The sequence below is a fragment of the Olleya marilimosa CAM030 genome, assembly GCF_000518485.1.
Lineage (GTDB): Bacteria > Bacteroidota > Bacteroidia > Flavobacteriales > Flavobacteriaceae > Olleya > Olleya marilimosa.
In genome coordinates, this window is sequence record NZ_JADR01000005.1 from 62,414 (window position 1) to 78,125 (window position 15,712).

Consider the following 15,712-nt stretch of genomic DNA (forward strand, 5'->3'; position numbering starts at 1 on the left):
TATTTATTAAAATTAAAGTTTTACTCGCCATCCAAAAGGATCTTCAGTTTTATTAGTTTGTATATTTATAATACGTTGTTTTAATTGCGACGCAAATGACTGGTCTTGTTCTGGTATTTCAAAATCTTCACCTCTAAAACCAAAACCAGAAATTGGCGAAATTACAGCAGCAGTTCCAGCACCAAACATTTCTTTTAAGCTACCGTTTTTGGACGCTTCTACCAGCTCGCTAACTTTTACTTTTCTTACTTCAGTTTTTATACCTTCAGCTTCAGCTAATTGTAGGATACTTTTTCTGGTAATTCCATCTAAAATTCTATCGCTGACAGGAGACGTTAACAAGGTGTCGTTGATACGAATAAAAACATTCATTGCACCAGCTTCTTCAATAAATTCGTGTGTTGTATCATCCGTCCAAATTACCTGTTGGTAACCCTTAGCTTTTGCTAATTGTGTTGGATAAAATTGTCCAGCATAATTACCTCCAGCTTTAGCAAAACCTACACCACCATTAGCACTACGTGAGTAAGTTTCTTCAATTAAAACATTTACTTTTCCAGAAAAATAAGCACCTGAAGGAGCAGTACAAATAATAAATTTATACTCATCAGCAGGTGAGGCATGAAAGCCTTTTCCTGAGGCAAAAATAAAAGGTCTAATATATAGTGAGCTACCTTCGTTAGTTGGAATCCAATCTTTTTCAACTTCTAAAAGCGCTTTTAAACCTTCAAGAAAATAATCTTCTGGTACTTCCGGAATTGCTAAACGTTTAGCCGAAATATTTAAACGCTTTACATTCTCTAAAGGTCTAAACATAAATACATCATTATTACTATCCTTGTAGGCTTTCATACCTTCAAAAATTGACTGTCCATAATGAAAAATTTTGGCAGATGGATCTAATGTAATTGGACTATATGGTACAATCTCTGGCAGTTGCCATTTTCCATCTTTATAATCACAAGTTAGCATATGATCTGAAAATACTTGTCCAAAAGCTAAGTTGTTAAAATCAACTGTGCTTAGTTTTGAAGTTTCAGTTCTAGTAAGTTTTATATCTTTTTTGGTTAAAGTCGCCATGTAATGTGGTTAAATTATTGACACAAAAATACAGAAATATATATTAGAAAGTATGCTATTACGCTTAAAATACTATCTTTGGGTAACAAATTATAATAGAAAACACCATGAAAAATTTTTTAATCCTATTTGCATTATTATTAACAATAGTAGCTTGTAAAAACGAAACAAAACAAGACGACACAGTTAACGACGAAGTTGTTACTGAAACCGTTGAGGTTAATTATAAATCTTTTGGAAAAGAGATTGTAGCTGATGATGCTATCGCGTCTAAATCTATGTTAAGTCATTATGTAGACATGAAAGCAGGAGACAGTATCCCAACTAAAGTAACTTTAAAAGTAAAAGAAGTGTGCCAAAATAAAGGTTGTTGGATGACTGCTGACTTAGGAGAGGGTAATGAGGTTATGGTTAAGTTTAAAGACTACGGATTTTTTATGCCAAAAAATATTGCAGAACATGAAGTTATTGTAAACGGATTAGCTTTTGTTGAAGAAGTGTCAGTAGACGAGCAACGTCACTACGCTGAAGATAAAGGAGCAACTAAAGAAGAAATTGAAGTTATTACAGAGCCTAAACGTACATTTTCGTTTTTAGCTGATGGTGTTTTATTAGTAGAAAAGCAATAATATGAAACATGGTTTTTGGGTTATAATACTTATCTTTTTTATGTCGTGTAACGACAAAACAAAGAAAGATGAAAAAGCAGAAGTTGTGTACGATATGTATGTGCCTTCAGAAATGACTGTATTAATGAAAGAATTATACGCATTTAATCTTCAGCTTAAAAAACAGGTTGTAAACGATGAGGCATTAACACCTTTACCTGAACAATTTTTAAATATTCATACAGCCCAATTATCAAACTTTAAGGCCAGAACAGAACGATTTAAAAGTTTTTCTAATATATTCTTAACTGCTCAAAAGGAAATCTATAATACTAAATCTGATATAAGTTTAAAAGATAGATTTAATAATAATATCAATACTTGTATCTCTTGTCATAGTTTAGAATGTACAGGACCAATTCCTAAAATTAAAAAACTTTTAATCTCACAATAGGTTGAAACCAAAAATCGAAATTACAAAAGATGGTTCTTCAACGCTGTTGCACCCAAAATACAAAGCACATTATCATTCTACTTCCGGAGCAATAGAAGAGTCTGATTTTGTATATCTTAAATCAGGATTGTTTTATTTTTTGTCTACTTTACAACGTCAAGAAATAGTACAATCCTGTTCTATTTTAGAGCTAGGTTTTGGTTCTGGGCTAAATGCTTTTAATACGCTTGTTAAAACAGAATCATTACCATTAACGATTAATTATGTTGGTATAGAGACTTTTCCGGTTACCATGGATATAATTAATCAATTAAATTTTGCTGAAGAATTATTGGTTCCAGAACAGCAAAACGTATTTAATACAATGCATGAGGTCTCATGGGATGTGCCACATAAAATAACACCAAGATTTACATTAGAAAAAAGGAATCATGACATCTTTAATTTAAAGGCTGTTAATCAATTTGATGTCATTTATTTTGATGCTTTTGGTCCAACCGAACAACCTGAATTATGGACCGCTTCAATATTTAAAATAATGTTTGAAGCACTTAAACCTAATGGTGTACTAATGACCTATTGCGCTCAAGGTGCAGCAAGACGTGCTATGCAAAGTGTAGGTTTTAAGGTAGACCGTCTTCCTGGTCCACCAAGTAAACGTCATATACTTAGAGCTGTAAAACTAGCTTAAGTAAATAGACATAATTATTTTACTATTTCAAACGTTAAAGCTTACTTAAAGCAATAAGTACTAGGCAGACTTATTTGTATTTTTATAAAAAAAAATGCGCATATTAATTACAGGAGCAACAGGATTAATTGGTAGCGAAATTGTAAAACAATGTCATGCTAACAATATTTCTGTAAATTATCTTACAACAAGTAAATCCAAATTAGAAACAGATTCTAATTATCAAGGGTTTTATTGGAATCCTTCTAAAAATGAAATAGATGCAACTTGTTTAAACGGTGTTGATGCAATTATACATTTGGTTGGAGCAAGTATATCAAAACGCTGGACCGAATCTTATAAAAAAACAATTTTGTTAAGTCGTGTCCAGACCTCTCAATTACTTTTTGATACGCTTAAAAACAATCCCAATCAGGTTAAACACATTGTGTCTGCTAGTGCTATTGGTATTTATCCAAATTCATTAACTAATTATTATACAGAGGATTATAAAGAAGTTAGCACATCTTTTTTAGGTCAAGTGGTTGAGCAATGGGAGCAGGTTGTAGATGCCTTTTCTACTTTAAACGTCATAGTGTCTAAGGTTAGAATTGGATTAGTCTTATCTGCAAAAGGAGGTGCACTACCAGAAATGGCTAAACCAATTAAATATGGAGCAGGAGCAGCTTTTGGTTCTGGTAAACAGTGGCAATCATGGATTCATATTACAGATTTAGCAAATCTATTTTTACATGTATTAGTAAACAAATTAGAAGGTGTATATAATGGTGTAGCACCAAATCCAGAAACTAATTTACAGCTAACAAAATCTATAGCGCGACAGTTAAAAAGGCCTTTATTTTTGCCTAACATTCCAAAGTCTTTTATGAAACTAATTTTAGGCGAAATGCATATTTTGTTATTTGAAAGTCAGCGTGTAAGTTCTAAAAAAATAGAAGATACTGGTTTTAGTTTTGAGCATTACAATTTGCAAAGTGCTTTGCAAGAGGAGTATTAATTGTTTTAAAGTGAAATAATTACTGTCTTAAATTTTTAATTCGTTCTAGTAATGTAGGATGCGAGTAATGCATAAAAACATACGCTGGATGTGGTGTTAAATTGCTTAAACTGTTTTTAGATAATTTTTTAAGCGATGTAATTAAAGGGTCTGCTTTGTAGGTTGTTTTGGCATAATCATCAGCTTGATATTCAAACTTACGAGAAAACCAGTTCATTAATAATCCTGTGATTTCAGATAATGGCGAATATAAAATTCCGAAAGCAATTAGGCCTATATGAAAACTTGGTGTTGCCACACCTAATGCTTCGCTCAACATTGGGTTTCCTATTAAAAGCGATAAAACATATAAGGTAAAGCCAGTTAAAAGTACAGAGGTTACTAAGTTGAAAATTATGTGTTTCTTTTTGTAATGTCCAACTTCATGGGCTAAAACAGCAACAATTTCTTCTTCATTTAAATCATTAACCAATGTGTCATAAAGTGTGACACGTTTTTCGCTTCCAAAACCAGAAAAATAAGCGTTTGCTTTTGTGCTACGTTTTGAGCCATCTATGATATAAATTTTATCTAAATTAAAACCTACAGTGTTGGCATAGTCAGAGATTGCAGTGCGCAAGCTTCCATCTTCTAAAGGACTTTGTTTATTAAATATAGGGACAATTAACCTAGAGTAAAACAAGTTAACAAACACCGTGAAAACGGTTATTAATAGCCAAGCATATATCCAAAATGTTGAACCTGTAGTTTGATAAAACCAAGTTAATGCACCTAGTATTAAACCACCAACAAAGATGGTCATAAACCAACCTTTAATTTTGTCTAGGATAAAGGTTTTTCTAGTTGTTTTATTAAACCCAAACTGTTCTTCTATTACAAAGGTTTTGTAATAAGAAAACGGAGTGGTTATTACATCACTACCTAACATGATTATTCCAAAGAAAATTAAAGTAATCAAAATAGAATGCGTTGTTAATTGTCTAGCTATTTGATCAACGTAAGCAAAACCATCAAAAAAGAAAAACCCTAATGTAAGTACTAAAGAAAACGTTGACGTAAGCAATCCAAATTTATAGTTAGTTGCTTTATAACGTTGCGATTTTTTGTATTCTGCGTCGTCATAAACATCTTTTACTTCTGTTGGTAAAGTATCGTTAAAATGTTTTGCATTAAGTGCATCTAGAATTTTATCAATTATAAAACTGATAATTAGTATGGCAATTAAAATGTAAAATAAAGTGTTTGCAGTCATTAGTTTATTTAAAATTACGCTGACGTTTAGCTTCAAAAATTAATATTCCAGCAGCAACAGACACGTTCATGGAATCTATGGCACCTTGCATAGGGATTTTTATATTTTGTTTAGACGCTTTTCGCCAAGTATCACTTAAACCATCAGCTTCCGTACCAACAACAATAGCACTTGCTTTGCTATAATCTTGTTCGTGATAATGCACTGCGTCTTGTAATATAGCACTGTAAATATCAATATTATTTTTCTTTAAAAATGTAATGATTTCCGTTGTCGTTCCTGTGGCAATTTGGTTAGTAAAAACACAGCCAACGCTAGAGCGTACAATGTTTGGATTATACAAGTCTGTTTTTGGATTTGCAATAATTACAGCGTCCACATTTGCAGCATCTGCTGTACGTAAAATGGCACCAATATTTCCTGGTTTTTCAGGTGCTTCAGCAATTAAAATTAAAGGATTGTTATTATTAAAAACGATAGCCTCTAATTGATGCGGTTTACTTTTGGCAATAGCCAAAATCCCTTCTGTAGTTTCTCGATAAGCTACTTTTTGATAAACTTCTTTTGAGACTTCTATAATATCAATAGTCTCAGGGAAATTACCAAGTTTTGTAATATCATAAATCTCAGGTAACACTAAAATAGTTTGGATAGCATACTCACCATCTAAAGCCAATTGTATTTCGCGTTCACCTTCTAAAACAAAAGTATTTGTTTTTTTGCGTTCGCGAGATTTGTCTTTTAATAAGACAATGTGTTTGATTAATGGATTTTGAGTGCTACTTATTTGTTTATTTGCCATTTTAGATGTTTAAAATCCTAAATTTAATATGGTACAAATTTAAGCTAAATCTTGCAGTCTACAAGACTGTTGGATTATCTAAAATATTTTTTGATAATTAAGTGTAAAAACATAATAAATACCCTTTAAAATAACAGATAATTCAAAAATAGGGCTCATTAAAAAAATAACAATTTGCAACCTTTTTTTTGTAAAGAAATGTAATTAATTTCGACTGACTGTAGAATACTAAAACCAATATTTAAATGAAAAAAATACTTTACACATTATCATTAGGATTATTCTTGTTTTCTTGTAAAACTGAAACCAAAACCGAAACTCAAACGATCACAAACCAAGAGGATAAACCTGCAATTGAAAAAGCAGTTAAGGAAACAAAAAAATATCCAGAAAACTTAGTAAAAGTATTTAATGCGCATGGAGGATTAGACCTATGGAAATCTATGAGATCTTTAGAGTATACGCAAGAGAAACCTGATGGAAAAGAAGTTACCACTACAGATTTATACAACAGAAAAGCATTGTTAGCATCTGAAAACTATGCGATTGGTTTTGATGGTCAAAAACCATGGTTATTAAATAAAACTGATAAAGAATATAAAGGGTATGATCCTAAATTTGGCTACAATCTAATGTTCTATTTTTATACTATGCCTTTTATTTTGTCTGACGACGGAATTAAATTTTCTGAAGCAGAAGCACTTACTTTTGAAGGTGTAACTTATCCAGGAATTAAAATATCTTATGATAATGGTGTAGGAGCAACACCAGAAGATATTTACATACTTTATTATAATGCTGAGACATTTAAAATGGAATGGTTAGGTTACACAGTAAACTTTGTGCCAGGAATTGATACTAAAGAATTACATTTTAGACGTTATGGCGATTGGCAAGAAGTAAACGGTCTACTTTTACCAAATACAATTACAGGTTATGGTTATAAAGATGATAAACCAACAACACCTAAAGCTCCCAATGTTTTTACAGACGTAAAGTTGTCTACAACAGCACCAGATGCAGCAATGTTTGTTAAGCCAGAACAAGCAAAATTTGTTGATTAATATGGTGTGATATATCTATTAAAAAAGCGACCTAATAGGTCGCTTTTTTAATTTTAATTGGAATAAAATATTATTGTTTGTTATTGTACTTTTTAGAATAACGCTTGTACAATTCTGTTTGATGTGTTTCTAAACTGATGTTACGACCTTGGATAAAGGCTTGATCCAATTTGTTTGTTCTCATATCCAAAGCATCACCTTGGCTAATAAATAATGTAGCATCTTTTCCAACTTCCAATGAGCCTACTTTATCATCAACACCTAATATTTTTGCTGTATTTAAAGTAATTAAACTTAAAGCTTGTGCTTTAGATAAACCATAAGCAACAGTAGTTCCTGCTAAAAACGGTAAGTTTCTAGTATTCATACGTTCCATATCACCAGCATTTTCTAATCCTACTAAAATACCAGCCTTAACTAATTGAGTCGCTAATTTATATGGTAAATCATAATCATGATCATCTCCATTTGGTCTAGAGTGGATGCGTTGTAATAATACTGGAATGTTATTTTCTTTTAATAAATCAACAACATTGTTAGCTTCATAACCACCAACAATAACTAAGTGCTTGATGTTTTCTGCTTTAGCAAAATTAATAGCGTCTGTTATACCTTTCTCGTTATCTACATGTACAAAAAGTTTTTTGCTACCATCCATTAACCCTTCTAAAGCCTCAAAAGGTAAATCTTTTGGAGATGTTTTATTAGCATTATAGGCTTTGCTTTGCGCGAAGTAATTGGTAAGTTCTTCTATCTCTTTAGCGTAATTTTTGTTTTCTTTTAAAACATTTGGTTCTCCTAACCACCAACGACCTCTAGAGTAGGTGCTTGGCCAATTTAAATGTATACCATCATCTGTTTTTATGGCTGCATCTTCCCAGTTCCAAGCATCTAATTGTACAACACTTGATGTTCCAGAAATACGTCCTCCACGAGGTGTGATTTGCGCCATTAATACACCATTTGGTCGCATAGATTCTACTACTTTAGATTCGGTGTTATAAGCAATAAGACTGCGTATATGTGGATTCATAGCACCAACTTCGTCATCGTCGTTGGTAGCACGTACAGCGTCAACTTCAACTAAACCTAAAGTTGAGTTTGGTGCAATAAAACCAGGATAGACATGCTTACCTTTAGCATCAATAATGGTTCCTTTTCTTGCAATTTTTGTATTGGAACTACCAACAAACGTTAGTGTACCATTTTCAAACATTATTAATGCGTTTTCAATAACGTCACCATTTCCTATATGTGCAGTTGCACCTTCAATAGTAATGGCTGTGGTTTGTTTATCTCCAGGCGTTTGTTGGGCAAAACTAATTACCGAAACACATAGCGTTAGGATTAATATTTTGAGTGTTCTCATGATTTATTATCTTTTAATTTCCGCTTAAGCGAAACATTTATGAGTGTGAATTTTACGTTTAACTTTACTTATTGACTAGTGTTGGTGGTCAATAGAATCGCAATGCAATAGCTCTTTTTCTTTTTTCTCAATAGGTTTTGTTTTTAAACCTTTGTTTTTAGCCTGAAGCATTAGCATTGTTAGTTCGTTTTTCTCTTTTTTGATAGTCTCTCTTAGTTTAGCATCACGCTCTAAATCAAAATAAACTTTTCCTTCAATGATTGTTTTTTCCGCTTTAGCGTAAATAGACAATGGGTTGTCACTCCATAGCACAACATCTGCATCTTTACCAACTTTGATACTACCTACACGATCGTCGATATGTAATAATTTAGCAGGATTTAAGGTTACAAACTTCCAAGCGTCCTCCTCGCTAATATCTCCATATTTAACAGATTTTGCAGCTTCTTGATTTAAACGTCTAGACATCTCTGCATCATCACTATTTATGGCTACTAAAACACCAGCGTTATGCATGATTGGCGCGTTAAAAGGGATGGCATCATTAACCTCGTACTTGTAAGCCCACCAGTCAGAGAATGTGGATCCTCCAACACCATGTTCTACCATTTTATCAGCGACTTTATAACCTTCTAAAATATGTGTGAACGTGTTGATTCTAAAGTTGAATTTTTCGGCAACCTTCATTAACATATTAATCTCACTTTGCACGTAAGAGTGACATGATATAAAACGCTCTTTATTTAAAATTTCGGCAATAGTCTCTAACTCTAAATCTTTACGGTAAGGTTTACCGCTTTTCTTTAAAGCATCATACTCTTGCGCACGTTGGAAGTAGTCTGTAAATACCTGCTCAACACCCATTCTGGTTTGCGGAAAACGGGTTCTTGCATTGTCTCCCCAATTGGCTTGTTTTACATTTTCTCCTAAAGCAAATTTGATAAATTTAGGACTGTTTTGGTAGACTAAGTTATCTGCTTTTTCTCCCCATTTTAATTTAATGATTGCAGATCGTCCTCCAATAGGATTGGCAGAACCATGTAATATTTGGATACTAGTAACACCACCAGCAAGATTACGGTAAATGTCTACATCTTCAGCATCTAAAACATCTTCAATCGTGACTTCTGCAGTACTGTTGTGTCCTGCTTCGTTAACACTTTCTGTTGCAATATGGGAGTGCTCGTCAATAATTCCTGACGTTAAATGTTTGTTGGTTCCGTCAATAACAGTTGCATTACCAGCACTTAAATTAGTGCCGATTTTTGCAATCTTTCCGTTTTTAATTAAGACGTCTGTGTTTTTTATTATACCATCGTCCTCATTAGTCCAAACCGTTACGTTTTTAAACAATAACGTTTCTTGCTGTGGTAGGCTTTCCATACCATACGCCATATTTGGATACGTTACAGGATATATAGTCGGTGTTTTATCGTCTTTGTCCTCAATGTCTTTTTTGTCTTCCTTTTTAGCATCTGAAGCCTGTTTAGTAGCTAAAAAAGTCCCTTCGTTACCATTTGGATAATATAATTTACCACTTAACATGTTAGGGTTGGTTACGTTTGTTACCACTCTAACAAATTCTTTTTTGGTACTATCTGCAGTAGCAAAAGTTAATTGCATCCAATTATCGCTAAAGTTTATTTTAGAACCAAATTCTTTAGTTTCGGTTTTAACCTTAGATTTTAGTTTTTCAATTTCGCCAGAAATTTCTAACTCATAATCCGTATTGTCAAAATTAAAGGTGTAGTTACCACGTAAATCTGTAGTATTCATTGCTGATAACTCATCCTTGATGCCTGTTACCCAATTTTCATAAATAGTAGTTTCTTTATCAAAAATGTCTCCAGACGTAATTAAAAAGTTTGCATAAGCACCTGACTTTAAATGTCCAAGCTCTGTTGATTTACCAATAATTCCGGCAGGTACAGTTGTCAATGCTTCTAAAGCTTTAGTTTTATCTAAACCATATTCAATAGCTTTTAAAAGGTTAGGCATTAATGTTTTAGCGTCTTTTAATTTGTGCGTCGTTAACGCAAACTGAATATTGTTTTCGGCTAAAATTTTAGGGTTAGCAGGACTTTGGTTCCAAGCTTTTAAATCTTCAAGACTAACAGATTGTGCTAATAATGGATCTTCCATATCATAAGCATCCGGAAAATCTAAAGGTAAAATAAATTTTGCATTGGTATTTTTAATGTCCTTAATAAGCTCATACTCATCACCACCACCAACAAATACATATTGGATACCAAATTGATCTCCTAATTTGTCAAAGCGTAACGCATTTACTTTTTTACCAGCATTAAAAAATTGAACTAAATTTTTGTTAGCAATGTAAGCTTCTAAAGCACGATCTCTTTCTTTAATATTTCCTTTAGCATACCAATCTGCATCGTGGTTTACTTGTCGTAATAACGCCATAGTTCCCATTAATGATGTTGGATACGCCTGTCTAGAAGTTTTGCTTTTTGATGTTCCAGAAAATTGCCCAACTTTGTCGTCCAATAGTCTAGTAGCATCGCTACCAGAAGCTGCTAATGTTACTAAAACACCAGTACCTTGGATAATACCATCATCTATATGTGAGGTTACAACACCAAACCCAGCTTTACGTAACTCTTCAGCTTTTTTGCTATCAAATTCAAAATGGTCTATTGCATTTTGGTCAGGTCTAATATGGTCATTCCAGTAAAAACCTTCGCGACTGGCGTCATATTGCGGACTTCTGTTATTTCCAGAAGCGCTGCTTGGTGCTTTAACACCAAAATCTGTATAGATATCTATAAAAGAAGGATAGATAGATTTACCAGTTACATCAATAACAACAGCATTTTTGGGAATGGTGACAGAAGCTCCAGACGAGACTACTTTACCATCCTTAATAAGTAAGGTTCCTTTTTCAATAACTTGATTAGGAGTGACATAAATTTTAGCGTTTGTTAAGGCTGTGTAGTTAGATGTGTTGGTTTTTACACCATCGTTTTTAGGAACATACTCTTGTGCAAAAGATAAATAACTGCACAACAGCAGGCTTAATGCTGCCCATTTTTTAATCATTGGTTGTTAGTTTTAGGTTGATAAAGACTAAAGATACGTAATAGGCAATATGCCAAACAACATCCAATTAGGATTTTAACGTTTTTATAAGATTTTATCTTCCAAATAATTAACCAATAACGCTACCACGTAACTGTAGCTATCCATACCTTTGGCTTGATTGTTGGCTTTTAAATAGGACGTATATGTGGACCTAAAAATTGGCTCCAATGGGTTTTTGTAATCATTCCAAAAGTCTCTAACCTCTTGATAGTTTTTTAAAATACCTATATTAATAGTTGGTAATAATTGGTAGTATAGATCAGGATCACGTCTAAAAACTTCACCTAGACAATGCCTTAAACCAAAGGTGTAACCCGAATATTTAAAGTAGATATTAGGATTGCTAATAGTCGCTAAAAAGCCAATAAAATTAGCCTCATTTTCTTTAGCGTAACCCAATTGGTGTGCCACTTCATGTGCAGCAGTGGTCGGAAATTTATACACAGGAATCATATAATCCACCTGTGCCTCGTTGGTTAATGGATTAAGATAACCACTAAAACCCATGTAAGTTAATGGGACACTAAATAACGATTTTTTTAAACTTTTAGGATGGTATTCCAAATGTGTAAAATCAGTTTTTAAAGCCTCATAACTTTTAGGCGTTAATGCTAAAATTTCGGATTTTGTAAAAGGTAACTCGACCTTCAAACTATCATTTTTAGTAATCTGTAGGTGGATGGTATTTGATTTTTCAATCAAGTTTTTAGTTACTGTAACTAATTGCTCAGTGGTGTAATCATCCTCTAAATTTAAATTTTTATGCAAAGGATTTCGGTAATAATTAAAACCCCAAAATAAATGAAATGCCATAAAAATAACACTAACAGCAGCAAATACATCAATTAGCCAATGGATAGTATCTTTCCAGATGCGTTTTACGTTTAAAATTAGCCAACGGATTATAAAAATTATACTAAAAGCATATAACAAATCGCCAAAACTAAAAGGCAACCAACCCAAAGTATACCTAAACAATTTAGAGATAAAAGGATACAAACCAGTACTATACACAACCTCGATTGTGTCCGGAAATTTAGCCGAAACTTTAACCAATATATACATTGGTATAATCAGTAGGGCAATCCACAGTTTTTTGTTTTTTAGCATGACTCAAAAATAATTAAAAATTAGGACCAATCACTTAGGTTTATTTAAAAGGTTTCTACCTGCTGTCCGTTATATCTTTTTTTGCAAAAAAGGATGTCACTACCATCAGGAGTAGCGACTAATGTTATTTCTAACCCAAAAAGGTTTCTAAATGCAACTGCAATTTGTACTTTTGTAATTCAATAAAAACGATACAAATGAGTCAAGACGTTAGAGCTTTAGAGCCAAAAGCATTATGGAATAAATTCGCAGATTTAAACGCAGTACCAAGACCTTCAAAAAAGGAGGAGCGCGTGATTAAATTTATGAAAGACTTTGGTACCAATTTAGGTTTAGAAGTTATAGAAGATGAGGTTGGAAATGTGATTATCAAAAAACCAGCAACTGCAGGTATGGAAGATCGTGTAACTATTGTAATGCAATCGCATTTAGATATGGTACACCAAAAAAACGCAGATACCAATTTTGATTTTGACACACAAGGCATCCAAATGGTAGTGGAAGGTGACTGGGTAAAAGCAAAAGGAACAACCCTTGGTGCAGATAACGGATTAGGAGTAGCAACCATTATGGCAATTTTAGAAAGTACTGACATACCACATCCAGCTATTGAAGCTTTATTTACAATTGACGAAGAAACTGGTATGACAGGTGCAATGGGATTAAAAGGTGGTTTATTAACTGGCGGAATCTTGTTAAACCTAGATACAGAAGAAGATGACGAGATTGGTGTTGGTTGTGCAGGAGGTATTGATGTGACTGCAACAAGAGCCTATGAGCAAGAAGAAACACCTGAATTTAAAATTGGATTTGAAATAAAAGTAAAAGGCTTACAAGGTGGACACTCAGGTATGCAAATACATGAAGGTTTAGGTAATGCTAACAAAATAATGAACCGTTTATTATTTGATGGTTTTGAAAACTTTGGTTTACGTATCTCAGAGATTGATGGTGGTAGTTTACGTAACGCTATACCAAGAGAAAGTAGAGCAGTAGTAGCAATAGATGCGATACATGAAGCTGCTTTTATTAACGAAATGGAGGAGTTAGGTAACACCATTAAAACCGAACTTAAAACTATGGAACCTGATTTAGTGATTGAAGTTTCTAAAACTGAAGCTCCTGAATTAATTATGGATCTTGGTGTGCAAGAAGGATTAACACGTGCTATATATGCAGCAGTAAATGGTGTGTATCGTATGAGTGCTGACATCCCTGAATTGGTAGAAACATCTAATAACATTGCACGAGTAATTGTTAAGGATGGTCACGTAAAAATAGGGTGTTTAACACGTAGCTCTGTAGAAAGTAGTAAAATGGACTTAGCAAATACGCTACGTGCTGCTTTTGAGCTTACTGGTTGTGAGGTTGAGTTTTCTGGAGATTATCCAGGATGGACACCAAACATGGATAGCTCGATATTAAAAGTATTAGATAATTTATACCAAAAACTTAATGGCGAAAAAGCACATATTGCTGCTTGTCACGCTGGTTTAGAATGTGGTATTTTGGGTCAGAATTATCCAGATATGGAAATGATTAGTTTTGGACCAAATATTAAAGGTGCACATAGTCCTGATGAGCGTGCGCAAATATCTTCTGCTCAAAAATACTGGAACTTTGTATTAGAGATTTTAAAAGAGATTCCTAAAAAGTAATCGTTTTAAATAGTATTATATAAAATAGAAAAAGCACAATCTTAGATTGTGCTTTTTTATGTGATTTATTAATGTTCGTTTAACGTGTTTGTATATGGTTTGTTGCGTGGTTTAGCACGTAATTTAGTAAATAAAAACCAACTAGAAAATCCGCGAGGATTTTCGTAAGTAGGCTAGAACTAGCAATAAATTATATATGTTGTTGGCAAACGTTTATTTTTTTATAAACTTAAAGGCACTACTATTATCTAACTTTAAAACCCACAATCCTGATGATATTTTACTTATATCAATTTTTCCATCTGGAAAAACTATACCACTTAGAACTTCTCGACCAGATAAATCATAAATTAGATAGTCTTTTGAGGTTTTCAAATTAATAAGTTTTATATAGTTCGTTGTTGTATATTCTATCTGAACATCACTGATATTATTATGTGTTTCAATTGACAGAGTTAAACTTTCTAAGCTAATTTCATAAATCGAAATGCCAGTGCCAGCACCAACCATATAATACAAATAATCATCTTTAGCAACAATACTACTAGACCAAAAATCAGAGGATAAAACAATTGGTGTGTCATAGTTAATCAAGTCAAACTTTAATAATGATGATTCACTATAATCATCATTAATGTCTATGTAATATAAAAAATCTCCATCTATTGTGAATGTACCATTATTAGTGAAAGAAACAATATCTACAATATTATTACTTGCATTAATTTTTGAAATTTTTTTATTTGCATTATCTAAAAAAAATAATTCATCCCCATAAAATGTTAACAATTTAATTCCGCTAGAGGCAATATTAACTACTAATTCCTTATCATTTAAATCAGAGTCTATAAAATTTGTTCTGTATATATCTTCATTCTCATTAACATAATATATATAATCACCATGCTGTCTTATCCATTTTGCTTCACATGACAAACATACATTACTGATATTTCCAGTTATTCTATCTTTTTTTATTATCTCGTTACTACCTATAAAAGATTGAAAAATATAATTATTATTCACTTCATAATTTCCTAGAAACCCATCATTACTACTGGATGCAACATTAATGGGAGTTGGATTCTGTTCATCAACATTAATTTTTAGGATATAACTATTATAATAAGTATCAATAACATCGTGAAATAATGAGGATTGGTTAATTCTTAGGTTATATGCAGAAGCACCACCTGCTCCACCAAAATGGTTTATTAATAATCTCGGGGCATTTTGAGCATTGACCTGAAATAAACTAGTGATTAATATCAATTTAAAGCAGAGAACTCTTGTAAGCTTGTTGTGAGAAGCTTCATTAGATTTTTGTATTAACTCCATATTTCATTTGTTGTTTAAGTTGTTATTCTTTAAAATCTTGACTAATGTCAAATTTAGTTATTGATAATCAGTTAATTATACTTTTCCATTTTCATTATCTTTTTGACCTTGTTAGCTCGAGGAATTAATCGAATTCTGATGAATGTTTACCAAAGCATAGCGAATATGATTCCGTTTCAATGAATTA

Annotated in this window: 13 protein-coding genes; 6 read left to right on the forward strand and 7 right to left on the reverse strand. The window is 32.6% G+C overall.

The features are described from left to right. Positions 1-12: 12 nt before the first annotated feature. Positions 13-1,080 carry a branched-chain amino acid aminotransferase gene (locus M890_RS0106235; protein ID WP_028282707.1) on the reverse strand — a complete coding sequence of 356 codons (1,068 nt, stop codon included), beginning with the start codon at positions 1,078-1,080 and terminating at the stop codon, positions 13-15. A gap of 107 nt (positions 1,081-1,187) precedes the next feature. On the opposite strand from M890_RS0106235, the gene M890_RS0106240 reads away from it, so the two are divergent. From M890_RS0106240 to M890_RS0106255, 4 genes are all read left to right on the forward strand, one after another. Continuing rightward, a complete protein-coding gene (locus M890_RS0106240) occupies positions 1,188-1,709 on the forward strand; it encodes a DUF4920 domain-containing protein (RefSeq protein ID WP_028282708.1) in 522 nt (173 codons plus the stop codon). Between the two features lie 40 nt (positions 1,710-1,749). Next, on the forward strand, positions 1,750-2,142 hold the full coding sequence (locus M890_RS0106245; protein ID WP_232219133.1) for a hypothetical protein: 393 nt from the start codon (positions 1,750-1,752) through the stop codon (positions 2,140-2,142). 1 nt (position 2,143) lies between these two features. Then, positions 2,144-2,833: a tRNA (5-methylaminomethyl-2-thiouridine)(34)-methyltransferase MnmC2 gene (gene mnmD / locus M890_RS0106250; RefSeq protein ID WP_028282710.1), complete on the forward strand. Its 690-nt coding sequence runs from the start codon at positions 2,144-2,146 to the stop codon at positions 2,831-2,833. 94 nt (positions 2,834-2,927) lie between these two features. Then, positions 2,928-3,830: a TIGR01777 family oxidoreductase gene (locus M890_RS0106255; RefSeq protein ID WP_028282711.1), complete on the forward strand. Its 903-nt coding sequence runs from the start codon at positions 2,928-2,930 to the stop codon at positions 3,828-3,830. A 19-nt stretch (positions 3,831-3,849) separates the two neighbouring features. Here the strand turns inward: M890_RS0106255 and M890_RS0106260 are convergent, their stop codons facing one another. After that, complete coding sequence (locus M890_RS0106260; protein ID WP_028282712.1) at positions 3,850-5,082, reverse strand: M48 family metallopeptidase; 1,233 nt, start codon at positions 5,080-5,082, stop codon at positions 3,850-3,852. Positions 5,083-5,086: 4 nt separating this feature from the next. Then, on the reverse strand, positions 5,087-5,884 hold the full coding sequence (locus tag M890_RS0106265) for a TrmH family RNA methyltransferase (protein ID WP_028282713.1): 798 nt from the start codon (positions 5,882-5,884) through the stop codon (positions 5,087-5,089). Positions 5,885-6,129: 245 nt separating this feature from the next. On the opposite strand from M890_RS0106265, the gene M890_RS0106270 reads away from it, so the two are divergent. Beyond that, positions 6,130-6,948: a DUF6503 family protein gene (locus M890_RS0106270; RefSeq protein WP_028282714.1), complete on the forward strand. Its 819-nt coding sequence runs from the start codon at positions 6,130-6,132 to the stop codon at positions 6,946-6,948. A 70-nt stretch (positions 6,949-7,018) separates the two neighbouring features. On the opposite strand, the gene M890_RS0106275 is transcribed toward M890_RS0106270, so the two are convergent. From M890_RS0106275 to M890_RS0106285, 3 genes are all read right to left on the reverse strand, one after another. Continuing rightward, positions 7,019-8,317 carry an amidohydrolase family protein gene (locus tag M890_RS0106275; protein WP_028282715.1) on the reverse strand — a complete coding sequence of 433 codons (1,299 nt, stop codon included), beginning with the start codon at positions 8,315-8,317 and terminating at the stop codon, positions 7,019-7,021. Between the two features lie 75 nt (positions 8,318-8,392). Continuing rightward, positions 8,393-11,377, reverse strand: coding sequence for an amidohydrolase family protein (locus M890_RS0106280; RefSeq protein ID WP_028282716.1), 2,985 nt, complete (start codon positions 11,375-11,377; stop codon positions 8,393-8,395). An 84-nt stretch (positions 11,378-11,461) separates the two neighbouring features. After that, positions 11,462-12,529 carry a DUF3810 domain-containing protein gene (locus M890_RS0106285; protein ID WP_028282717.1) on the reverse strand — a complete coding sequence of 356 codons (1,068 nt, stop codon included), beginning with the start codon at positions 12,527-12,529 and terminating at the stop codon, positions 11,462-11,464. A 197-nt stretch (positions 12,530-12,726) separates the two neighbouring features. On the opposite strand from M890_RS0106285, the gene M890_RS0106290 reads away from it, so the two are divergent. Then, positions 12,727-14,187: an aminoacyl-histidine dipeptidase gene (locus M890_RS0106290; RefSeq protein WP_028282718.1), complete on the forward strand. Its 1,461-nt coding sequence runs from the start codon at positions 12,727-12,729 to the stop codon at positions 14,185-14,187. A 213-nt stretch (positions 14,188-14,400) separates the two neighbouring features. Here M890_RS0106290 and M890_RS0106295 read toward each other — a convergent pair whose 3' ends face one another. Continuing rightward, the gene (locus M890_RS0106295; protein ID WP_028282719.1) at positions 14,401-15,525 is read right to left on the reverse strand and encodes a DUF5050 domain-containing protein; all 1,125 of its coding nucleotides are present in this window, start codon (positions 15,523-15,525) and stop codon (positions 14,401-14,403) included. Positions 15,526-15,712 lie beyond the last annotated feature (187 nt).

What these genes read in the sequence shown, in the direction of transcription:
- M890_RS0106235 (WP_028282707.1), bottom strand. Translation starts at nt 1,080, where the DNA reads ATGGCGACTTTAACCAAAAAAGATATAAAACTTACTAGAACTGAAACT.
- M890_RS0106240 (WP_028282708.1), top strand. Translation starts at nt 1,188, where the DNA reads ATGAAAAATTTTTTAATCCTATTTGCATTATTATTAACAATAGTAGCT.
- M890_RS0106245 (WP_232219133.1), top strand. Translation starts at nt 1,750, where the DNA reads ATGTCGTGTAACGACAAAACAAAGAAAGATGAAAAAGCAGAAGTTGTG.
- M890_RS0106255 (WP_028282711.1), top strand. Translation starts at nt 2,928, where the DNA reads ATGCGCATATTAATTACAGGAGCAACAGGATTAATTGGTAGCGAAATT.
- M890_RS0106260 (WP_028282712.1), bottom strand. Translation starts at nt 5,082, where the DNA reads ATGACTGCAAACACTTTATTTTACATTTTAATTGCCATACTAATTATC.
- M890_RS0106265 (WP_028282713.1), bottom strand. Translation starts at nt 5,884, where the DNA reads ATGGCAAATAAACAAATAAGTAGCACTCAAAATCCATTAATCAAACAC.
- M890_RS0106270 (WP_028282714.1), top strand. Translation starts at nt 6,130, where the DNA reads ATGAAAAAAATACTTTACACATTATCATTAGGATTATTCTTGTTTTCT.
- M890_RS0106275 (WP_028282715.1), bottom strand. Translation starts at nt 8,317, where the DNA reads ATGAGAACACTCAAAATATTAATCCTAACGCTATGTGTTTCGGTAATT.
- M890_RS0106280 (WP_028282716.1), bottom strand. Translation starts at nt 11,377, where the DNA reads ATGATTAAAAAATGGGCAGCATTAAGCCTGCTGTTGTGCAGTTATTTA.
- M890_RS0106285 (WP_028282717.1), bottom strand. Translation starts at nt 12,529, where the DNA reads ATGCTAAAAAACAAAAAACTGTGGATTGCCCTACTGATTATACCAATG.
- M890_RS0106290 (WP_028282718.1), top strand. Translation starts at nt 12,727, where the DNA reads ATGAGTCAAGACGTTAGAGCTTTAGAGCCAAAAGCATTATGGAATAAA.
- M890_RS0106295 (WP_028282719.1), bottom strand. Translation starts at nt 15,525, where the DNA reads ATGGAGTTAATACAAAAATCTAATGAAGCTTCTCACAACAAGCTTACA.